22 protein-coding genes are annotated in these 21,300 nt (G+C 67.8%); 9 read left to right on the top strand and 13 right to left on the bottom strand.

Annotation, left to right across the window (positions count from 1 at the left end):
• Window positions 1–18: 18 nt before the first annotated feature.
• Window positions 19–2,412, bottom strand: coding sequence for a Tex family protein (locus tag GX543_RS04970; RefSeq protein ID WP_290850239.1), 2,394 nt, complete (start codon window positions 2,410–2,412; stop codon window positions 19–21).
• Window positions 2,413–2,437: 25 nt separating this feature from the next.
• Complete coding sequence (locus tag GX543_RS04965) at window positions 2,438–3,745, bottom strand: MFS transporter (RefSeq protein ID WP_290850238.1); 1,308 nt, start codon at window positions 3,743–3,745, stop codon at window positions 2,438–2,440.
• A 112-nt stretch (window positions 3,746–3,857) separates the two neighbouring features.
• Here GX543_RS04965 and GX543_RS04960 point away from each other — a divergent pair, with 112 nt between their 5' ends.
• A complete protein-coding gene (locus tag GX543_RS04960) occupies window positions 3,858–4,877 on the top strand; it encodes a zinc-dependent alcohol dehydrogenase family protein (protein WP_290850236.1) in 1,020 nt (339 codons plus the stop codon).
• Between the two features lie 33 nt (window positions 4,878–4,910).
• On the opposite strand, the gene GX543_RS04955 is transcribed toward GX543_RS04960, so the two are convergent.
• Complete coding sequence (locus GX543_RS04955) at window positions 4,911–5,363, bottom strand: MarR family winged helix-turn-helix transcriptional regulator (protein ID WP_290850235.1); 453 nt, start codon at window positions 5,361–5,363, stop codon at window positions 4,911–4,913.
• Between the two features lie 150 nt (window positions 5,364–5,513).
• Here GX543_RS04955 and GX543_RS04950 point away from each other — a divergent pair, with 150 nt between their 5' ends.
• Complete coding sequence (locus GX543_RS04950; protein WP_290850233.1) at window positions 5,514–6,986, top strand: MFS transporter; 1,473 nt, start codon at window positions 5,514–5,516, stop codon at window positions 6,984–6,986.
• Window positions 6,987–7,019: 33 nt separating this feature from the next.
• On the opposite strand, the gene GX543_RS04945 is transcribed toward GX543_RS04950, so the two are convergent.
• The 4 genes from GX543_RS04945 to GX543_RS04930 all read right to left on the bottom strand — a co-directional run bounded on the left by GX543_RS04945 (window position 7,020) and on the right by GX543_RS04930 (window position 9,954).
• Window positions 7,020–8,018, bottom strand: a complete 999-nt coding sequence (locus tag GX543_RS04945) for a glutathione S-transferase C-terminal domain-containing protein (protein WP_290850232.1) — start codon at window positions 8,016–8,018, stop codon at window positions 7,020–7,022.
• A gap of 44 nt (window positions 8,019–8,062) precedes the next feature.
• On the bottom strand, window positions 8,063–8,665 hold the full coding sequence (locus GX543_RS04940; RefSeq protein WP_290850252.1) for a hypothetical protein: 603 nt from the start codon (window positions 8,663–8,665) through the stop codon (window positions 8,063–8,065).
• Between the two features lie 207 nt (window positions 8,666–8,872).
• Window positions 8,873–9,337: a M15 family metallopeptidase gene (locus tag GX543_RS04935; protein WP_290850251.1), complete on the bottom strand. Its 465-nt coding sequence runs from the start codon at window positions 9,335–9,337 to the stop codon at window positions 8,873–8,875.
• A 128-nt stretch (window positions 9,338–9,465) separates the two neighbouring features.
• Window positions 9,466–9,954, bottom strand: coding sequence for an SRPBCC domain-containing protein (locus tag GX543_RS04930; protein ID WP_290850230.1), 489 nt, complete (start codon window positions 9,952–9,954; stop codon window positions 9,466–9,468).
• Window positions 9,955–9,970: 16 nt separating this feature from the next.
• Between GX543_RS04930 and GX543_RS04925 the strand changes: the two genes are divergently transcribed.
• A complete protein-coding gene (locus GX543_RS04925; RefSeq protein ID WP_290850229.1) occupies window positions 9,971–10,342 on the top strand; it encodes a metalloregulator ArsR/SmtB family transcription factor in 372 nt (123 codons plus the stop codon).
• Here GX543_RS04925 and helR read toward each other — a convergent pair.
• Window positions 10,322–12,550: an RNA polymerase recycling motor ATPase HelR gene (helR, locus tag GX543_RS04920; RefSeq protein WP_290850227.1), complete on the bottom strand. Its 2,229-nt coding sequence runs from the start codon at window positions 12,548–12,550 to the stop codon at window positions 10,322–10,324. The genes GX543_RS04925 and helR overlap by 21 nt on opposite strands.
• A gap of 170 nt (window positions 12,551–12,720) precedes the next feature.
• Window positions 12,721–13,854, bottom strand: coding sequence for an alkaline phosphatase family protein (locus GX543_RS04915; RefSeq protein ID WP_290850226.1), 1,134 nt, complete (start codon window positions 13,852–13,854; stop codon window positions 12,721–12,723).
• A gap of 78 nt (window positions 13,855–13,932) precedes the next feature.
• Between GX543_RS04915 and GX543_RS04910 the strand changes: the two genes are divergently transcribed.
• Entirely contained in the window at window positions 13,933–14,676 is a 744-nt protein-coding gene (locus GX543_RS04910) for a uracil-DNA glycosylase (RefSeq protein ID WP_290850224.1), read from the top strand.
• Window positions 14,677–14,717: 41 nt separating this feature from the next.
• A complete protein-coding gene (locus GX543_RS04905) occupies window positions 14,718–15,263 on the top strand; it encodes a hypothetical protein (RefSeq protein ID WP_290850223.1) in 546 nt (181 codons plus the stop codon).
• A 7-nt stretch (window positions 15,264–15,270) separates the two neighbouring features.
• On the opposite strand, the gene GX543_RS04900 is transcribed toward GX543_RS04905, so the two are convergent.
• Window positions 15,271–15,585 carry a multidrug efflux SMR transporter gene (locus GX543_RS04900; RefSeq protein WP_290850222.1) on the bottom strand — a complete coding sequence of 105 codons (315 nt, stop codon included), beginning with the start codon at window positions 15,583–15,585 and terminating at the stop codon, window positions 15,271–15,273.
• Window positions 15,582–15,935, bottom strand: coding sequence for an SMR family transporter (locus GX543_RS04895; protein WP_290850221.1), 354 nt, complete (start codon window positions 15,933–15,935; stop codon window positions 15,582–15,584). Before GX543_RS04895 ends, GX543_RS04900 begins: the two co-directional genes overlap by 4 nt.
• 240 nt (window positions 15,936–16,175) lie before the next feature.
• Here GX543_RS04895 and GX543_RS04890 point away from each other — a divergent pair, with 240 nt between their 5' ends.
• The gene (locus GX543_RS04890) at window positions 16,176–16,535 is read left to right on the top strand and encodes a hypothetical protein (RefSeq protein ID WP_290850220.1); all 360 of its coding nucleotides are present in this window, start codon (window positions 16,176–16,178) and stop codon (window positions 16,533–16,535) included.
• A gap of 25 nt (window positions 16,536–16,560) precedes the next feature.
• Here the strand turns inward: GX543_RS04890 and GX543_RS04885 are convergent, their stop codons facing one another.
• Window positions 16,561–18,144, bottom strand: a complete 1,584-nt coding sequence (locus tag GX543_RS04885; RefSeq protein ID WP_290850218.1) for an ATP-dependent DNA ligase — start codon at window positions 18,142–18,144, stop codon at window positions 16,561–16,563.
• 58 nt (window positions 18,145–18,202) lie between these two features.
• On the opposite strand from GX543_RS04885, the gene GX543_RS04880 reads away from it, so the two are divergent.
• Together GX543_RS04880 and GX543_RS04875 are read left to right on the top strand one after the other, a co-directional pair.
• A complete protein-coding gene (locus tag GX543_RS04880) occupies window positions 18,203–19,129 on the top strand; it encodes an aminoglycoside phosphotransferase family protein (protein WP_290850217.1) in 927 nt (308 codons plus the stop codon).
• 28 nt (window positions 19,130–19,157) lie between these two features.
• Window positions 19,158–19,577 carry an NUDIX hydrolase gene (locus GX543_RS04875; protein WP_290850215.1) on the top strand — a complete coding sequence of 140 codons (420 nt, stop codon included), beginning with the start codon at window positions 19,158–19,160 and terminating at the stop codon, window positions 19,575–19,577.
• Here GX543_RS04875 and fdhD read toward each other — a convergent pair.
• Window positions 19,561–20,415, bottom strand: a complete 855-nt coding sequence (gene fdhD / locus GX543_RS04870; RefSeq protein ID WP_290850213.1) for a formate dehydrogenase accessory sulfurtransferase FdhD — start codon at window positions 20,413–20,415, stop codon at window positions 19,561–19,563. The genes GX543_RS04875 and fdhD overlap by 17 nt on opposite strands.
• Before the next feature lie 68 nt (window positions 20,416–20,483).
• Here fdhD and GX543_RS04865 point away from each other — a divergent pair.
• Window positions 20,484–21,300 (top strand): EamA family transporter (locus GX543_RS04865; protein ID WP_290850211.1); only part of this gene is annotated, 817 nt, incomplete at its 3' end.

The raw sequence follows: 21,300 nt of genomic DNA, 5'->3' as shown, positions 1-21,300 counted from the left end.
GATTTTCTCGCTGTCGGGTCAGCGACCGAACCCCGCATCGCGCAGGGCCTGCGCCATCGAGCCCGCGGCCGGCGTGTCGTTGCGCCGACTGCCGCCTCGCCCGTTGTTTCCGGCGCCACCGTTGCCACCGCGATTACCACCGCGCCCGCCGGCCGCGCGACCCTTGCCGCCCCCGTCGCGGCTGCCGCCCGAACGAGCCTGCCCGCCCGTCCGTTTGCCGCCGCCGGTCGCGTCGTCGTTCAAGCGCAACGACAACCCGATCCGCTGGCGGTCCACGTCGACCTCGAGAACCTTGACTTTCACCACCTGTCCGGAGCGGACTACCTCGTGCGGGTCGGAGACATAGCGATCGGACATCGCGGACACGTGAACCAAACCGTCCTGGTGCACACCGACGTCGACGAAGGCCCCGAACGCGGCCACATTGGTCACAACGCCCTCGAGCACCATGCCGGGCGTCAGGTCCGACACCTTCTCGACACCGCTGGCGAAAGTCGCGGTGGTGAACGCCGGACGCGGGTCGCGGCCCGGCTTCTCGAGCTCGGCGATGATGTCGGTGATGGTCGGGACGCCGAACGTCTCGTCCGCGAAGTCGGCGGGCTTCAGGGTGCGCAGGGTCTTGGTGTCGCCGATCAGCTCCGTCAGCTCGCGACCGCTGCGATCGAGGATCCGCCGCACCGCCGGATACGACTCGGGGTGTACCCCGGAGGCGTCGAGCGGATCCGCGCCGCCGCGGATCCGAAGGAAGCCCGCGCACTGTTCGAAGGCCTTCGGTCCCAGTCGCGGCACGTCCAGGAGTCCGGCCCGGCTGGCGAACGCGCCGACGCGGTCACGATGCGCGACGATCGCGGTGGCGAGGGTCGACGTCACGCCGGACACGCGCGACAGCAGCGGGGCCGACGCGGTGTTCAGGTCGACGCCGACGGCGTTCACCGCGTCTTCGACCACCGCGTCGAGGCTGCGCGCGAGGTTCGTCGCGGACACGTCGTGCTGGTACTGGCCGACGCCGATCGACTTCGGGTCGATCTTCACCAGTTCGGCGAGCGGGTCCTGCAGTCGGCGCGCGATCGAGACGGCGCCGCGAATCGACACGTCGAGTTGCGGCAGTTCCTGCGAGGCGTACTCCGACGCCGAGTAAACCGATGCGCCTGCCTCGGACACCACCGCCTTGACCGGGGCCTTGGCACCCGACTTGGCGATGTCCGCGAGGAGTTCGGCAGCCAGCTGGTCGGTCTCGCGGGAGGCCGTGCCGTTGCCGATGGCGATCAGTTCCACGCCGTGACGCGCCACCAGCGCGCCGACGACGGCCTTCGCCTGATCCCACTGCTGCTGCGGCTTATGCGGGTAAATCGTGGCGTGATCAACCACCTTGCCGGTCGCGTCGACCACAGCCACCTTCACACCGGTGCGGTAGCCGGGGTCCAGACCGAGTGTCGCCCGGGTCCCCGCGGGCGCGGCCAGCAGGAGATCCTTGAGGTTGGTGGCGAACACGGCGACGGCGTCGTCTTCGGCACGACTGCGGAGCTTCATCCGTGCGTCGATGGTCGCGGTGATCATCAGCTTGGTGCGCCACGCCCAGCGGACGGTTCCGGCCAACCACTCGGTCGCGGCACCCGGGTTCGCGAGATCGACCCCGAGGGTGGCCGCGACCATCGCCTGGTACATCTCGTCCTCGCCGCCGTCGAAGGTGAGGCCGAGGACCTCTTCCTTCTCACCGCGCAGCACCGCGAGCACCCGGTGCGACGGCATCGCCTCGAGCGGCTCGGCGAAGTCGAAGTAGTCGCGGAACTTCTGGGCGGCGGCGTTGGCTTCGGCGCCCGGACGGACCTGTGTGCGCATGGTGCCGTCGGCCCAGAACTTCTCACGAACGGCTCCGACCAGCTCCGCGTCCTCCGACGCCTGCTCGATGATGATGTGCCGAGCCCCGTCGAGCGCAGCCGCGGCATCGGCGACGTCGTCGTTCAGATAGGCGCCTGCGACCGCTGTCGGAACCAGGGTCGGGTCGTCGAGCAGGGCCTGCGCCAGCGGCGCCAGCCCGGCCTCGCGTGCGATCTGCGCCTTGGTCCGTCGCTTCGGCTTGTACGGGAGGTAGATGTCTTCGACCCGGGCCTTGGTGTCGGCGGTCAGCAGCGATGCGCGCAGGGCGTCGGTGAGCTTGCCCTGTTCCTCGATCGAGGCGATCACCGCCGCGCGTCGCTCATCGAGTTCGCGCAGGTAGCGAAGTCGTTCGTCCAGCAGTCGAAGCTGAATGTCGTCGAGGCTGCCGGTGACCTCTTTGCGATACCGGGCGATGAACGGAACCGTCGAACCTTCGTCGAGCAGCTTCACGGCGGCGGCCACCTGGCCTTCGCTCACGGACAGTTCCGTGGCGATGCGGGCGTTGACGGACTTCAAGGGCACACTGTTGGTCACCGCATGCAGGCTACCGAAGCCGGTCCTACCGGTGAGCCACCGACCGTGTCGGACCGGCCGCGAACATGCCGAACCGGCTGTCCGCAGGCAACCCGGAGATGCCTTCGGACCGGCCTCGTCTCACCCGAGAGACCACCCACACCAGCACTGCGGCGATCACGAGGACCTGCAGGACCCCGCCGCCGACCAGCGAGGCCCGGGGACCGAACCACTCTGCGAAGGCGCCGAGCATCGGGGCGCCGATGGGTGTTCCACCCATCAGCATCGTCATGTAGAGCGCCATCACGCGACCCCGGACCTGCGCGTCGACGTTCATCTGGACGTACATGTTGGCAGCGGTCAGCGCCAAGAGCGCCGACAGGCCGACCAGCGGCAGTACCAGGCCGTACAGAAGTGCTGTCGGCGCCAGGCCGGAGATGACGTTGACGACGGCGAACACCAGCGCGGCGACCACCACGAACCGCAGGCTCGGCGTCGACTTACGTCGCGCCGCCAGCAGTGCGCCCAGGAGCGATCCGATACCCGAAACGGTCCCGAGCAGCCCGTACATCTCGGCGTCGAGGTGGAACTCGTTGCGCACCATCAGCGCATTCGTCATCTGGAAGTTGAGCCCGAAGGTGCCGACTGCGAAGGCGACACCGAGGGCGATGAGCAGATCGGCGCGCCCGACCACGTATCTGATGCCTTCCCGGACCTGTCCCTTGGCGCGCGGGAGCGGTTCGGTTCGCACCAGCTTCTTCTCGTTGAGCAGCACGAGCGCGATCAAGAAGGCGACGTAACTGACGCCGTTGGTGAGGATCGCCCAGCCGCTGCCGAAGACGGCGATGATCAGCCCGGCCACGCCGGGACCGATCAGTCGTGCGACGTTGAAGGCGGAGCTGTTGAGGCCGATCGCATTGGTGAGCCGCTCGGTGCCGACCATCTCGGAGACGAACGCCTGGCGGGCGGGCGCGTCGATCGCGGTGCCCATGCCGAAGACGATGGCGAAAATATAGACGTGTGCGGTCTCGGCGACGCCGGCGACCGCGAGGAAACCGAGGATCAGCGAGCTGATCGCCATCCAACTCTGAGTGACCATGAGCAGTTTGCGCTTGTCGAACCGGTCGGCCAGCAGGCCGCCGAACGGCGAGAGGAAGAGCGCGGGGGCGAACTGCAGGGCCGTGGTGATGCCGACCGCCATCGCAGACCCGCCGGACAGTTGCAGAACCAGCCAGTCCTGCGCGACGCGTTGCACCCAGGTACCCACGTTCGAGACCAGGGCGCCGCTGACGTAGGTGCGGAAGTTGGGTACGGAGAGGGAAGCGAATGTCGACGAACCGCGCACCGCTGCCAAATCTCCTCCTGCCCTGGTAGACCCAGATAGGTCAACGCCCGTCGACCGGTCGTTATTCCCCGGCGACGCCGGTTCGCGCCGTCGCGCGGAGGAAACGCCTACGCTGAAACCCATGCGCGCAGTGATCATGCACTCCCCCGGAAATGTCAGCGTTGAGGATCGTCCCGACCCGCGAATCGAGCAGCCGACCGATGCGATCATTCGCTTGGCCGCCACGTGCATCTGCGGTTCGGATCTCTGGCCTTATCGCGGCGCGAACGAGGTGCACGAGGCGCCGATGGGTCACGAGTACGTCGGCTATGTGGAAGAGGTAGGCCCGGACGTCAAGACCGTCAAGGTCGGCGACTTCGTCGTCGGCTCCTTCATGGCCTCCGACAACACCTGCGAGATCTGCGCCGCCGGCTATCAGTCGCGCTGCGTCCACGTCGTCGGCATGGGCGGAATCGGCACCCAGGCGGAGTACGCGCGGATTCCGTGGGCCGACGGCACGCTGGTCGCCACTCCGGCCGCGCCGGAGGACGATCTGCTCCCCTCGTATCTCGCGGCGTCCGACGTTCTCGGGACCGGCTGGTTCGCCGCCGATGCGGCACAGGTGCAGCCCGGCAAGACGGTCGCTGTGGTCGGCGACGGCGCAGTGGGCCTTCTCGGGATCTTGGCCGCCCAGCAGATGGGCGCCGACCGCATCATTGCGATGAGCCGCCACGCCGACCGCCAGGCGCTGGCCCGGGAGTTCGGCGCCACCGACATCGTCGAGGAGCGTGGGCACGACGGCGTGGCGGCGGTTCGCGATCTGACCGGCGGGCTCGGCGCTCATTCGGTGATCGAGGCCGTCGGCACGCAGGAGTCGATGATGCAGGCGATCCGGTCCACCCGTCCGGGCGGCCATGTCGGTTTCGTCGGCGTCTCCCACGGCGTCGAACTCCCCGGCGACAAACTCTTCGCTTCGACGGTCCATCTGCACGGCGGCCCGGCACCGGTACGGCGCTTCCTACCCGATCTGATGCGCCGGATCGCGGCCCGCGAGATCGACCCCGGCAAGGTCTTCGACCTCACCCTGCCCCTCGAACAGGCCGCCGAGGGCTACCGCGCAATGGATCGGCGCGAAGCGATCAAGGTCATGCTCACGGTGTGAGTCAGCGACGTCACACCGTCGAGCCGCAGGACCTCAGGCGTCACCAAGCACCTGCCGCTCGAAAGCGTCGTTGAAGGCGCGGAGCTGAGCGAGCAGGATGTCGGGGTCGCCGGGCGCGAGATCGGCGAAGACCCGATTCAAGCGCGAGGCACGCCTCCGGCCGTCGTGGCGGAAGGCCTCCCACCCCGCTGCGGTGGGACGATGCTTCCAGCTGGCACAGCCGGGGACCTGCACCCGCTCCAGGTACCCGCGCTTCATCGCGGCGTTGACCTGACGGTTGACCGTCGACTGCTCCAGGTCGAGGCCCACGCTGAGCTCGCGCAGCGTGCGCGCCTGCCCGTCCTCGAGCAACCAGAGGATGTGGAACGCGGACGAATCGAGAATCGCCTGCGCGTCGATCTCATTGCGCCGACGACGCATCCGCAACAGTTCTTCCACCACATCGCGATGAACGTCCGAAGGCCAGATCGATTCGTCGCTTTCCACCGTTCTCCCCGATCCCGCGGCTGACGTCACGCGTGCCTCGACTTTGCCATATGCATTGTGCATATGTAGGTTACATAATCTGACTTGAAACACCCACCCGAGCTCACTCACGACTGAGCTACCCATCCCCACTCTCACGAAGGGCCCTGTATGACGCGCTCCACCGATACAGCAGGCACGGAGGCACTCGAGCCTCCGCGCCACGACACGCCGGAGGGCGGCGGCTCACCGCGCGCCCTCGGCATCGTCATCACCCTCTGCCTCGGCGGCCTGGTGGCCTCCCTGATGCAGACGCTGATCATTCCGGTGCAGCCCGAACTCCCCCTCCTGCTCGACACGACGATCTCGAATGCCTCCTGGGTCATCACCGCCACGTTGCTCGGCGGCGCGGTCGCCATGCCGATCGCCGGTCGACTCGGCGACATGTACGGCAAGCAGCGGGTGATTCTCGCGAGCTCGATCCTGCTGGTGATCGGCTCGCTGATCTGTGCCATCGGCGATGGCCTGCTGCCGATGCTGATCGGCCGCGCGGTGCAGGGTCTGTCGATGGGCTTCATCCCCGTCGGCATCAGCCTGATGCGCGAAGTGACTCCGCCTCGGCTCACCTCGATGGCCGTCGCGGCCATGAGCGCCACGCTCGGCGTCGGCGGCGCCATCGGCCTGCCGCTATCAGCCTGGGTGGCCCAGACCTGGGACTGGCGTGCACTTTTCTGGGGCTCGGCCGCCTTGGCCCTCATCATCACCGTGCTGGTGATCGTCGTCGTCCCGAACATCGCCGACCAAGCGGGCGGAAAGCTCGACGTGATCGGCGCGATCGGACTGGCGGTCGGCTTGTGCAGCGTCCTGATCGCCATCTCGAAGGGCAAGGACTGGGGCTGGCTCTCCGGAACCACCATCGGGTTCGTCGTGGTCGGCGTGATCATCCTGGGCCTGTGGGGACTGTTCGAACTCCGCCACAGCGACCCCCTGGTAGACCTGCGGGCGTCCACCAAGCCCGCGGTGCTGCTCACCAACTTCGCCGCCATCGCCATCGGCTTCGGCATGATGGCGCAGGCCATCGTCGTGCCGATGATGCTCCAGGTCCCCGAGTCGGTCGGCGGTTTCGGCCAGACCATCATGGAGACCGGCCTCTGGATGGCGCCGGGCGGCATCATGATGATGCTGTTCGCACCGGTCTCGGGCACGCTGATCAACACGCTCGGCGCCAAGCTCACGCTGGCGATCGGTGCGTCCGTGCTCGGCATCGGCTATCTGACCGCGTTCTTCCTGATGAACGCGCCGTGGCAGCTGGCCGTCGCGTCGATCATCGCCTCTGCGGGCGTCGGCATCGGCTACGCCGCCATGCCGACCCTGATCATGGGCGCGGTCCCGATGACCGAAGCCGGCGCGGCAGTGGGCTTGAACGGACTGATGCGCGCAGTGGGCACCACGCTGTCCTCGGCGATCATGGCTGTCGTCCTCGCCGCGTCGACCATCTCACTCGGCGCGGGCCACGAGGTTCCGACCCACTCGGCATTCCGCTGGTGCTTCCTGATCGGCGCGCTCGCCGCATTCGTCGGCGTCGCGATCACCATGCTGATTCCGCGCGTCAAGCAAAGCACGGAGGAGCAGGTCCTCGGCTGACACCCCCGCCGACGCCCCGCACCGCCCGTTCCGCTATCCCAGCGGAGCGGGCGGTGTGCCGTTTCCGAACGGACTGCCGCCGAGCGCTTCCCGGCCGTGAGCGGTGTGCCAGTTCGCCAGGTCCGGCCCCTTCGGGACGATGCCCGACGGATTCAGATCCCGGTGCACTTCGTAATAGTGTGACTTGATGTGATCGAAGTTGGTGCAGTCACCGAATCCCGGCGTCTGGAACAGGTCCCGCGCATACGCCCACAGCACCGGCATCTCCGACAGCTTCTCGCGATTGCACTTGAAGTGCCCGTGGTACACCGGGTCGAACCGCGCGAGGGTGGTGAACAGGCGGACATCGGCTTCGGTGATCGTGTCGCCGACAAGGTACCGCTGATTCCGCAGTCGTTCCGTCAGCCAGTCCAGGCGAGAGAAGAGCTGGTCGTACGCGGCATCGTAGGACTCTTGAGAGCCGGCGAAACCGCACCGGTAGACGCCGTTGTTCACGTCGCGATAGACCACTGCGTTGGCCTCGTCGATGTCCGCGCGCAAGTCCTCCGGATACAGGGACGGTGCGCCGTCGCGGTGGAAGTCGACCCATTCGAGTTCCATGTCGACCGTGATCTGCGGGAAGTCGTTCGTGACGACGGCGCCGGACGGCACGTCGACGATCGCGGGCACGGTGATGCCCTTCGGATAGTCGGGGAAGCGCTTGAAATAGGCGTCCTGCAAGCGCGGGATGCCCAAGACCGGATCCACTCCACCGGGGTCGAGGTCGAAGGTCCACGACCGCTTGTCGTGCGTCGGCCCGCACACTCCCATCGAGATCGCGTTCTCCAAGCCCAACAGCCGTCGGACGATGATCGTGCGATTAGCCCAGGGACAGGCATACGACACGACCAGTCGATACCGACCGGGCTCGACCGGGTACCCGTCGACCCCGTCCCGAGTGATGCGCGTTTCGATGTAGCGGGTGTCCCGCTCGAACGGCGCATCCGCGACCACGTACGTTGCCTGCTCTTGATCCGTCCCGTTCTCAGCCATGAACCCAGAATGTCACCGATCGAGGCGGAATGTCGTCGGCCCCGCTACATGCCTTCGAATGCGCGACCGAGTTCGGTGTCGACATCGATCAAGCGCGCCTTGCGGATCTCCGGCTTCTCGATCTCAGTGGCGACGAACTTCGCGATCACCCGGCGGATCTCGTCGTCCACCTGCGCTAAGTTGCGGATGATCTCGCCGCGGACGTTGTGGGAGTTGACGTCGACGAACACATCACGGGGCCGCGGCGGCTCCACCTCGATACGCAATTGCAAGGGCGTCGCACACCGAACGGTCAGCGGCAGGGTCACCAGTCCGTCCACGTCGTAACGAATCCGATCGACCTTGAGGTTCACCAGCAACGCGATGTTCAGCGGCAACTTCACCGTGAAGGTGATGAGCTGACCGACATCGCGGGTGATCTCCGGCTCGGCCACACGCACTCTGGCCTGGACCTTGACCATGCCGCCGGGTCCGGAACCGATGGGCCCGACCTCGAACTCCTCGCCCGCGATGGCGGTGAAGGCGGTACCTATCCGGGCCTCGGTGACGGCGATCTCGAAGAATCGGCGACCGAACTCCTCGTACGAGAGGTAAGTCGGCTCGGCCTCGTCGGCAGGAGACGGTGCACCCTCGATCGCGGCTTCCATCGACTCCACGGCCTCGACGACTTCAGCCACTTCATCGTCGTTCAGCTGCGCACTGTCGACCGGCACCACAGTCGACTCGACATGATCCGCCCGCTCGTCGCGAGGGTTCTGATTCCCGGGGTTCGGATTCACAGGCACGGGTACATCCTTACCTATTGCAGTCGAAGTTCGTAGTCTCCGAACCACTTCGGTCCGGCCCGCGACGTTTCATCGGCGATGGCTGGCGTCCGGGACGCGCGCCGGACACCGAGTTCCCGGCACCGCCACCAATTCGAAGTGCCACCATTCGTTATCGAACGTCCGACACAGGCCCCACCGAATCCCGTTAGCCTGCAGCCAGGCCGCACCGCTGCGGGGGCCGACGTCAATCGCCTCGCCGGTGACGTGCGTCGACTCCCCGGGCGGCAGCACCCAGCGCCGAGCCGCGGCGGGGCTGCCGTAATCGCGAACGCCCTGCCGCCAGAGTCGTGCCTGTTCGGCGGCCGAGCGCATTCCCGAGTTCACGTATATCGACACGCCCGCGGCCCGGGCCTCCCGGTAGGCAAGGGTGTACGCGATACCGAGTTGCGGCGTCAGTCCCGCGGTCCCTGGAGCCAGACGGACCCCCAACACCGTCTGAGCCCCAGCGTCCGGCGCGGCCAGAGCCGCCCCGCCGACCACTCCGGGGGACATCAGCGCTGCGGTCGTCGCCACGGTCACGGTGGCCAACCGGGCGGCCGTCGCCCGCCTCGGAAACCGGAAGTTCATCACAAGGCGACGCTACTACGCAATCGCCGATGCTTCCGACGTCGCGGACCCGATCATCGATAGAAGGTCTCGCGCAGGTTGATCCCGTGCTCCAGCCACACCTTCATCGCCGCGAGCATTCCGGTCCAGCCGACGCAGTTGCCGAAGGCGTTGGTCGCACCGCCGTCGGTCAGCGTCCACGCCGATTCGACGATCGTCACGAGCGTCCGGGCGCCGTCGTCGACGGGCTCGAACTCGAAGGTGACGGTGGTCGGACCACCGCCCGCGGTCGCGGTCCCGTCCCACTGGATGACGATCTTGTTCGGCGGCGTCGCCTCCAGCACGCGGACGTCGAAAGCGCCGGGAAAATCGTGGAAGTCCCACGACACCGTGGCACCGGACGTCAGTCGGCCGCGCGCCCCGCCGGTGGTGAAGTACTTCGACAGTCGGTCCGGGTCGGCGACTGCTTCGTACACGTCGGCCACCGGTCTGGAGACGTACCCCGAGACGGTGAACGACAGTTCGGTCAGTGGTGCATGCCCCTCGGGAGCGATTTCATTCATGTGATAAATTTACAACATGAATGGCGATCTGATCAAGGACGACGACGCCGACGATCGCGTCTTCAAAGCCCTCGCCTCCCCAACCCGCCGCCGGGTGCTCGATCTCCTGAAGGAATCGCCACGCACCACCGGCCAGCTGTGCGATGCCTTTCCCGACCTCGATCGGACCACCGTCCTTCAGCACCTGCGCGTCCTCGAACGGGCCGAACTCCTCACCGGGCGCAAGGTCGGTCGCGAGCGGCACCTGAGCCTGGCCCCGGTGCCGATCAAACGCATCCACGACAGGTGGATCGGTGAGTTCGCTCGCGCGGCGGTGGACCTGCTCAGCGATCTCGATCAGGAACTCCGGACCGACGACCCGTCGGGATCAACGGCCGAGGACGCCTGAGTCCGACCCCGAGTGCGCGTCGTCCAGCACCACCAGTCGCGACGTGCTCCTCGTCATCGCAACGTAGCGATCGACGGCGCCGGCCACCTGATCACCGAACGACATCGGGTTCACCAGAACCACGAGATCGAACTCCAGCCCCTTCGCCGTGGCCGGCGTCAGCGATGCCACCCGGTCGTCGCCGACGAACTCCGGAGCCCCGATGACGCATGCGACGCCGTCGACGCGGTCGGCACGCCAGCCCGCGAGGATCGTCTCGAGGGCGGCGGTCGGCCCGAACTCCACAGCGACACCGCTGCTCCGGATCGACTCCGGCACCTCGACGTCCGGCAGGGCAGCGAGAATGAGCGGCCGCGCGTGGTCCATCACCTCGGCGGGGGTCCGGTAGTTGATGTGGAGCGTGGAGCGACGCGGTTCACCGACGCCGACGCGCCGCAGCCGCTGCTCCCAGGTCTCGGCGAAGCCGGCACGCGCCTGCGCCCGATCGCCGACGATCGTGAAGCTGCGCGACGGGCACCGCGCCAGCAGCATCTGCCACTGGGCGTCGGTGAGATCCTGCGCTTCGTCGACTACGACATGGGCGAACGGACCCGCCAACGGATCCGACGGACCCTCATCGGCTCCGGACTCGTCCACGATCACGTCCTGGATGTCTTCGGCACGCAGCATCGACACCAGCCCTTCACCGTCGTCGGCTGCGATCAACTCGTCGACCACGATGTCGCGGACGCGTTGTTGCGCCGCAGCCTCCGCCCGCCGTCGTTCCCGCCGCCGCGCCGCGTCCGCGTCACCGAGACGTCGGCGAGCAGCATCGAGGATCGGCAGGTCAGAAGCGGTGATCGGTGCCCCCTCCGGTTGGCGGAGCAGCGCCCGCTGCTCCGCCGAGAGCCACGGCGCGCAGTGTCGAAGGAACGCAGGCACCGCCCACAGATCGCCGACGAGGATCTCCGCGTCGAGCATCGGCCACGCGCGCCGGAACTCCGCGACCAGGTCGCGGTCGGCCGACAGTGCGGCACGCATCCGCCGCACCTCCTGTTCGTCGTCGCGGTCACATCCGACGGGCGCCGCGAGATTCCGAGCAACCAGCACTTCCGCCAGCACCTGCCAGACGTCGTCGCGAGCCTCGTTGTGGACCACCGGGCGCTCCACCGCGGCGAACGCCTCTGCCCAGTCCTCGGGCCGCACCTGCAGGTCGAAGGAGGTTGTCTCGACCTGAACCGCCGTGGTCGGCGGCTCCTCGTAGAACGCGACGGCGGTCTCCACCGCCCCGACCATCGCCGCCGACGCCTTGAGTTCGGCGACGGCCGGGTCAGCCTCGGGCAACGGATCGTCAGCGGCGTCGCCGATGGGCACGAGGTCGGCAATGGTGCAGGTGGCGACCCCCTCCTCACCGAGACTCGGCAGAACGTCACCGACGTAGTTGAGGTAGCTGCGGTGGGGACCGACGATCAGGATCTCGCCGCGATTTCCCCGCAGTCTGGTGTCCGAATACAGCAGGTACGCCGCACGATGAAGCGCCACTACCGTCTTGCCCGTGCCCGGGCCGCCTTCGACGACGAGGGGCCCGTTCGAGCCCGCTCGGATCGCGGTGTCTTGGTCGGCGGCGATGGTCCCCAGAACCGATGTCATCTTCGACGACCGACTGGCGCCGAGACTGGCGATGAACGACGACTGGCTGTCCAGCGCCGCACCGCCGCGCCGACCGACCGAGCCCCCACCGCCGACCAGCGCGTCCCCCGCGAACACCTCGTCCCAGTAGTCGACGATCACCTCGCGCGACCACCGGTAGTGGCGCCGACTGACCACCCCCATCGGGTCGCCGAGTGTCGCGCTGAAGAACGGTGCGGCTTCCGGGGTTCGCCAGTCGATCAAGAGTGCCGTGCCGTCGGCCTCGGTGACACCGACGCGACCGACGTAGACCACCGTCCCGCACTCGCGGACGAACCGTCCCAGGCACACGTCGGTGCCGACCCGCGAGAGTCTCCGCAACTCCGCGGTGAGTCGGCGAATGTCCTGATCGCGTGCGACACCCGCCTCGACCCGTACATCGGTCGATCGACGGAGCGCGTCGAGTTCGGTCCGGATGGCGGCGCTCTTCTCCGCGATCCGCTCGGCCACACGCGTCAACTGCGCGGCGTCGCCGGCGATCAGGTCGGGACGATTCTTGTCGGCGAGTCGGTCGGGCAGGCAGAAGACGGCAACGCTCACGGGGCTCCGGTCGGTAGCGGGACGGGGATCGCTGCACCCGGCGACCGCGTAGGCCTGGGCTTTTCTCCAGCGAGGCGACCATTGTGCACGCCTGTCGGGGCCTTGCCGCAAGCCCCGGGTGCCGCGTTATCCTGAAAGGGGAAGAGCGCACCGCGGTTGTGGGAACGGCCTCATCCCCGATTCATGATCAGCGGCACCAGTTGCTCGTCATCGCTCCACGCACCATGATGACCGGCCATCCCCGACTCCATCGGTTCGGTGGTGGGACAGGTCAGGATGCTGGTTCCCTGCGCCACGGCGAGCACATGGCCGATCCGCGCGACGATCGTCGCGATCGGCGGCGTGGGCCCGAACCAGTGCTCGTCGAGCGCTTGCTCTCTCGTCACCACCAGGGCGTGATCGCCCAGGACGCCCGACCACCGGCTCCTGACATCCGCCACCGCATCGACGTGGTCGACGTATACGTGCCGCACCCGCGCTTCGCCGGCGATCAGTCGGACTCCCTGCTGCAGACGTGCGTCTGCCTCCAGGTCGACCGCCTTGCCCGCCCGGATCATGCCGTGGTCACCGGTGATCAGCAGGGTGCAGGTGTCCGGCAGATCGTCGAGCAAGTCCGCCACCACGGCATCGATCGCCGTCAGCGCTGCGAGCCACTCGGGCGACTCCGGCCCGAAGACATGCCCGTTCATGTCGAGGTCCGGGTAGTACGCATACGCGAATCGCCTCCGCGCGTCGTCGTGGCGCGCCACTTCCAGCACTCCATCGCGGACCTCGTCGAGCGTGGCCGCGGCGTGCAGTTCGCCGTCGACGCTGAATGCGGCCAGGGTGAGTCCGGAGCGCACCTGATAACCCGGCACCACGTAGTGGATGTCGATATCGCTTGCGGCGAGTCGGGCGACGGCACTGGTGACCGGTTGTACCTCAACCGGGAGGTGCGTGTGTCGCGCGTCGGTCCCGTCGGCCCCGCCGATCTTCCATCGCAGCGCGTTGAAGTTCTCGGGGCCGTCGGCTCCGGGCAGGCCGAAGCTGTAGCCGATGATCCCGTGTGTGCCGCACGGCGCACCGACCGCCAGACTCGAGATGCTGGTGGCGGTGGTCGCCGGGAAGCCTGCCTGAAGCGTGGTCGACACGTGAGCGGCGAGCGTCGGTGCGACGTGTGCGTGCCGGGCGAGGAGTTCGGCACCGAGACCGTCGATCAGCAGCACGACGACGTCACGAGCCGGCACCACACCGAGCGGATTCTCGGCGTCGGAGTCGAACGCCGCGGCGACGCTGGGCAGGATGTCGGCGAGGGTGTGTCTCATGGCCTCACTATGCCTCCCCCACAGGATTGACGACCAGGAATAGACGCCGAGGATCGACGTCGCGATACTGTCGAACTCATGACGTCACGCGCCGAGTCGGCTCCCGATCGAGCCCCGCGCGCCCGATCGATCGCCGAATTGGACGATCTCATCGTCGAGTGCCGAGCCTGCCCGCGTCTGGTGGCCTGGCGCGAAGAAGTCGCCCGCATCAAGCGCGCATCGTTTCGCGACCAGACGTATTGGGGCAGGGCCGTGCCAGGACTCGGGCCCGCGGACGCGGGCATCCTTGTCGTCGGATTGGCGCCCGCGGCGCACGGTGCCAACCGGACCGGCCGGATGTTCACCGGCGATCGCAGCGGCGACTTCCTGTTCGCGGCCATGCACGCGGTCGGTCTCGCCACCCAGGCGCACGCGGTGTCGGCCGACGACGGCCTCGAACTCATCGGCACCCGCATCACCTCTCCCGTGCACTGTGCGCCGCCTGCCAACAAACCGACGACCGTCGAGCGCCAGACGTGTGCGCCCTACCTGCATCGCGAACTGGAACTCCTTGCTCCCACCCTCCGCGTCGCGGTGGTACTCGGGGGTTTCGGTTGGCAGGCGCTGCTGGCATCCCTCACCGATGGCGGCTGGACCATCCCCCGTCCGCGGCCCAAGTTCGGCCACGGCGCACGATTCACCGTCGCGCATCCCGACGGCCGCCGCCTGACCGTGCTCGGCTGCTTCCACGTGAGCCAGCAGAACACGTTCACCGGCAGGTTGACCCCGGCGATGCTCGAATCCGTGCTGCGCGAAGCGAAGGAGATCGTGCGCACGCGATAGGGTTGCCCACGAAGCTCGTCATCAGTTGTTTGGGGGAACGTATGTCCGAAGACACGTCCGAACCGGCGTCACGGCCCGTTGTCCGTCGCTCCCCCACCACTTGGCGCGCCGTCGGGCACATCGCGTGGTGGATCTTCGTCGTCGCGCAATTGATGGCGAGCGGTCCAGGATTCGGCGGCTTGCCCGGTCGCTACGCCCCTTATCTCCCGAACTCCGGCTGGACCGCGTACACCCCGCTCACCGACGCCGGGACCGGGTGGGCGATCTCGGGTCCGTTCACCGACGGCTTCACCGATGCCAACGTCCTGTCGACGACGGCAGCCGTCGCGCTCCTCGTCACGATCGTCGCGGCTCTCGGGGAGGCGATCACGTACCGCTCGTGGGCCACCGGTGGGCTGACCGTGGCGGCACCCGTCATCGGCGGCGCCCTAGTGTTCGTGGCGATCGCGGCCCAGCGCGGCGACATCTGGGGCGGCGTCTACCTTCGCCCGATGCTAGCGGCGCTGATCGTGCTTCTCGGGGTCGCGATCCGCGAGGTCTGGAGCCGCGGCTTCGCACCCGCCGCCGTCGCCTCCCGCCATCGTTGAGCGGCGGTCAGCCGAGTTCCACCAGCACCACGCCCACCGTGATCACCGCGATGCCGATCAGCATGCGCGCGGTCAGCGGATCGCGCCAGATCACGCGCGCGAGCAAGGCCACCATCACGATGCCGATGGCCGACCAGACCGCGTACGCCGCGCCGACTGGCATCCCGGCCGCCAGTGCCAGTGCCAGGAATCCGAACGACAGCACGTAGGCCACCCCCATCGGAATCAACCAGACGCGGCGACGGAAGCCCTCGCTCGCACGCAGGCTGAGGGTGCCCACCAGCTCGGCGACGATGGCCAGCGCCAACCACAGGTAGCTCATGCGCCGACCTCCACCGCGTTCTCCTCGCCGCTCCCACGACTGCCGGTCTCGACCACCAGCACCCCGGCGATGATCACCCCGATCCCCACCGCCGAGGTGAGGCTCAACGTCTCGTCGAAGATCACGGCGCCGAGCACTGCGGTCAGCGCGACCCCGACCGCACCCCAGACGCCGTAGGCGACGCCGATCGCCATGCCGTGCCGAAGCGTCAGGCCCAGCAGCGCAAAGGCCACCACGTAGCCGACCACCACGCCCACCGACCACGCCGGGTGCTCGATGCTCGCGCGCAGCAGCATGGTGGCCGCGACCTCGGCCGAGATCGCGCCGACGAGCAGGAGCCATTTGTTCACTGGCCCAGCCAATCACATCCGCGCGCCGGACCATCCGCTGCTTGGCGGCGCGGCCCGAAACGCTGACAACTACAAAGCACTTCGTCGTCGGGGCAGGTGCCGGACCGATCGGACAACACGATCGGACAACGATTCATAGAACGGCGTGAACTACCCGCGCGGGGCGTGAGCGGTGTTCTAGCCTAACGGCAGAGAACAGCGATACCGACAAGCGGCGACTGACGCAGGGACACATCGACGATGGCAACAACACCACCCGGAGCATCTGGGGAGTTCGCACCAGTCCAATCATTGTCGGACCATCCGACGATCGAGTTGTGCTGCCTGATCTGGGCCACGCAGGGGAACGCCGAAGGCGCCACAGAGTACGAAGACGAGGTCTTGGCGTTGCTCCCCGATTACGGCGGCGAGGTGGTCGCCCGCGCTATCGGTCCCGGCCTCGACGACATGCCGCATGAGACGCAGTTCCTGCGACTTCCCGACCAGCAGTCCCTCGACGCGTATCTCGGCGATCCCCGTCGCCTCGAGCTCAACGACCAGCGTGAGGAACTGATCGAACGGACGATCGTCTACCCGGTCCGCGTGACCGGGCACCGGTGACCGAATCGGGTGAGGTGGCTGCCGCCTAGTGTTGCAGTAGGTCGCGGAGGTCGTCGATGGTGTCGGCCGCTGCCGGCGCCTTGGCGTCGACCCCGACGCGATAGCGCCGTACACGCGCGAAACGCAGCGCGACGCCACCCCGGTATCTCTGAGAGCGTTGGACACCGTCGATCGCCACCTCAACGACCGTCACGGGGTCCAGGTGGGTCACATGTCCCTCGATGGAGGTCGCTATCGACGGAAAGTAGTCGGTCTGCCACCGCAGGATCTCGTCGGTGAGTCCCTTGAACGTCTTCCCGACCATCACGAAACCGCCGGGCGGACCCCAGTGTCCGGCCGGATCGCGCGCGCCGAGGTGCAGATTGGAAAGCAGTCCCGTCCGACGACCGGAGCCCTGTTCCACCGCGAGCACCACCAGATCGAAGGTGTGCACCGGCTTCACCTTGATCCAGTGACTGCCGCGCCGACCCGCCGCGTACACCGAATCGAGCCCCTTCACCACGACGCCTTCATTTCTCGTCGCAACCGCTTCGATGAAGAAGTTCTCGGCGAGCAGGCCGGCGTCGTCGCCTGCCACCTCGATTCCGCGGATCATTCGGTCGCCGACGACCTCCGCGAGCAGACGACGACGGACACGCAGCGGTTGGTCGATCAGGCTCTCCCCGCGGGCATGCAAGACATCGAAGAACCAGGCGCTGAGTAGCCCGTCGTGCGGCTCGCCGCCTCCGGGTCGGTTGCTGCCGTCGGTACCGAAACGACTCATCGTGTCCTGGAACGGTCTTGGCGCGCCCGTCTCATCCAAGGCGAGGGTCTCGCCGTCGAGCACGAGGTCACCGCCCCGGAACCCGGCGACCACCGCCACGATCTCCGGAACACGATCGGTGATATCGGCGAGGCTGCGCGTGAACACACGTACCCGACCGTCGACCCGATGCACCTGGATGCGGGCGCCGTCGAGCTTCACCTCCACCGACGCCGCGCCGATCGCCTCCACTGCCTCGGCAGCGGTCGACGCCGAAGACGCGAGCATCGGCGACACCGCGATGCCCGGGGTGAGATCGACGGTCGAGAGGTCGTCGCCGGCCAGCGTCGCGCGGACCGTCCCGCCCAGATCGCCCGACAGCATCGACGCCCGTCGGACCACCGCCACCGACACTCCGGCTGCCACCGCAGCAGCATCGGTCAGGACCCCCTCCAGCGCGCCGGTCCGCATCTCGCCGGTCAGCACCCGGAGCAGGTACTCCTGTTCCGCGGCGGTCGCCCGAACCATCAACTCGGCGAGCGTCGTCGACCGCACGTCTGCGGAGCCTGGTCCGTGTGCTTCGGCCAACAGCCTGAACGCCTCATCGACGTCGAGGACGTTCAGCGTCGCGGTGTCGGCAGGATCGGTCCGCGCGGCCGACGCGGTCCGCCAGCCGATGCCCAACCGGCCCTGCACCGGTCGCCCGAGAATCAGGCCGACCGCGGGTGCGGTCTCCGCGGGTGCCAGCATCCGGAGCAGGTCCGCGAGGCGCGCGGTCTTGGCCGACCGCGATCTGGTCGACGCGACGTCTGCGGCCGCCTCCACCACGGCCGCGAGGGTCGTCGTCTTCCCGATGCTCTCGGTCATGACCTCGAGCGTAGCGGCGAGGTCCGACAGTCGGAGCGGAGTCGATACCCTGAGGCCTGTGAGTCATTCCGTCGAAATTCCGGCCGACCTCGCCAGTCGCGCCGCGCTCGGTCCCGAATGGATCGACTGGCTCGACCGCCTTCCCTCTCTGCTCGTCGCGTTGCTCGACGAGTGGCGCCTGCGCCCCTCGGGAACGCCGATGAACGGATTCTGCTCGATCGTCGTCCCGGTGCTCACCGAGGACGGCGGCGATGCCGTGTTGAAGATCTCGTTCGACGGCGACGACGAATCGGCGTTCGAAGCGCTGGGCTTGGCCACCTGGGACGGCGATGGCGTGGTTCGGATGCTCCGCGCCGACCCCCGGCGTCGTGCACTACTGCTCGAGCGTCTCGAAGACCGTGACCTCAGCGACCTGTGGGATCTCGAGGCGTGTGAGATCGTCGCGTCGTTCTACCCGCGCCTGCACCGCCCCGCACCCAAGCGGTTGCCGCTGCTGACCGACTTCGTGGCGCCGTGGCTCGACGCGATGACCGACGATGCGGCGATCATGCCTGTCCCCCGTCGTCTGGTGGATCAGGCGCTACATGTCGGCCGCTCCCTCGTCGCAGATCCTCAGTCGGTCGGCACGCTGATCCACGGCGATCTGCACTACGGCAATGTGCTGGCAGGCGGCCGCGAGCCGTGGCTGGTGATCGACCCGAAGCCGATGTCCGGCGACAGCCACTACGAGGTGGCTCCGCTCCTCTGGGATCGGTGGGACGATGTCGAGGGAGATGTGCGCGGGGCCATCTCCCGTCGATTCGGCACTGTCGTCGACGCTGCCGAGTTCGACGAGGATCGGGCCCGCGACTGGGTGATCGTCCGGACGGTCTTGAATGCGCACTGGACCGTCGAGGACGCGCGCCGGGCGCGCCGTGGACTCGCGCCGTCTGAGCACGAGGTCATCACGCGATCCATCGCCGTTGCCAAGGCCGTGCAGCCGTGAGTGGGGTCGCTTCCTCTACCGTGGAGGAGTGAAACCTGTTCTCGCGGCCGGCGCGGTCATCGTCGACGACGCCGGTCGAGTCCTGATGGTGAAACGTGGGCACGACCCCGACAAAGGTCGATGGTCCATCCCCGGTGGTCACGTGGAAGCAGGCGAGACCCTGGTGGCGGCTGCGGCGCGCGAGGTCTTCGAGGAGACGGGTCTGCGCGTGGAGATCGGCCGGGAACTCTGGAGCGTCACCCTGCCGTACCCGGGCAACGAGACCTTCGAGATCCACGACTTCACAGCGACCGTCATCGGCGGTGACCTGCGACCCGGCGACGACGCCGACGACGCGCAGTGGTTGACACCCGCTCAGTTGGCCGACCTGCCGATGGTCGCCACCCTGCGCACACATTTCGATGGACTCGGAATCCTGCCGCGTTCTTCGCTCACCGATCGGCGGTGACGCGCACGCGATCGGGGTGGGTGTAGACGTTCATCGACTGTCCGCGCAGGAAGCCGATCAACGTCAGCCCGGCTCGGTCGGCGAGTTCGGCGGCCAGCGACGACGGCGCCGACACCGCAGCCAGGATCGGAATTCCCGCCATCACCGCCTTCTGTACGAGCTCGAAGCTCGCACGACCGGAGACCTGCAGCACCGTCCCGCGCAGCGGCACGCGGTCATTGTTCACCGCCCACCCGATGACTTTGTCGACCGCGTTGTGTCGACCAACGTCCTCGCGCAGCACCAACTGCTCGCCGGTCGTCGCGTCGAAGAGGGCCGCGGCGTGCAGGCCGCCGGTGCTGTCGAAGGCACGCTGTCCGCTGCGCAGGCTCTCCGGAAGTTCGATGAGCGTCGCCGAATCGACGGCGACCCGATCGTCGGTGATGTCGAACGATGACTTCGTCTCGACGGTGTCGATGCTGGTCTTACCGCAGACTCCGCAGGCCGACGTCATGTAGAAATTGCGTGCCGCGTCCGGTGACGGCACCGCCGCCCCGAACCCCAGCTGGAGATCGAGGACGTTGTAGGTGTTCGGTTCACCGGCCGCACCGCCCGTGCCCGGCCCCCCGCAATGGATGGCGCTGATGAGTTGGTCGGCGCGGGTGATCACTCCCTCGGACACGAGGAAACCCGCAGCCAGCTCGACGTCGTTTCCCGGGGTCCGCATGGTGATCGTGAACGCGTTGCCCGCGATCCGAATCTCCAGCGGCTCTTCGACCGCGAGAAGGTCGGGGCGGCGACTGGGTTCTCGCCCCACCGTCACCTTCGTCACCGGCCAGCGCGCCGTAATCCGTCCCACGTCCGCCAGCCTAGTGGTCGTCGTGATGTCGGAGTACGTGACCGTCGGACTCTCGATAGAGTGCGCGGGTGACCAGCCGCCAGTCGCTCGCGAACCGCCTGCCCCCGGGTGCATTGGTGATTGCCGCCGTCTTCAGCGTCCAGTTCGGCAACGCGATCGTCGGATCGATGTTCGACCGCGTCGGACCGTTCGGCGCCGCGGCACTCCGATTGACTTGCGGGGCCTTGATTCTCGCGGCGGTCGTGCGTCCGCGCGTCCGTAGCTGGTCGCCACGAGCTTGGTCGGGCGTCGTCCTGCTCGGCCTGGGCCTCGGCGGGATGAACCTCTTCATCTACCTCGCGATCGATCAGATCCCGCTCGGTGTCGCGGTGACCATCGAACTGATCGGACCGCTTGCCGTGGCCGCACTCGGCAGTCGTCGGGTCGCCGACGCGGCATGGGTGGTGCTGGCACTGACCGGCATCGCGCTGCTCGGCCTCGACGACGTCGGAGGAGTCGGACTGACCGGCGCCGGCTTCGCGGCCGCAGCGGCCGCATGCTGGGCGCTGTACATCGTCGCGTCGTCGAAGCTCGGCATGCGGGTTCCCGGTGTCGACGGACTGGTCGCCGCGATGGTCGTGGCGGCGCTGGTGGTGGCTCCGATCGGCGCATTCCAAGCTGTCCCCGCAGTGACCGCCGACCCGTCGCTGCTGGCGGCCTTCGCGGGTGTCGCGGTCCTGACCTCGGCGATCCCCTATGCGCTCGAATTCACCGCGCTTCGGCGGATGCCGACGCGGGTGTTCGGGGTGTTGTCGAGCTTGGGACCGGCAGTGGCTGCACTGGCTGGGTTCGTGGTCCTGAGGCAGTCGATCGACGCGCTGCAACTGCTGGCGATCGCGCTGGTCG

This window comes from Gordonia sp. (in: high G+C Gram-positive bacteria), assembly GCF_012515855.1.
In the GTDB taxonomy this organism is placed as follows: domain Bacteria; phylum Actinomycetota; class Actinomycetes; order Mycobacteriales; family Mycobacteriaceae; genus Gordonia.
This window is presented reverse-complemented; position numbering and strand designations above follow the sequence as displayed.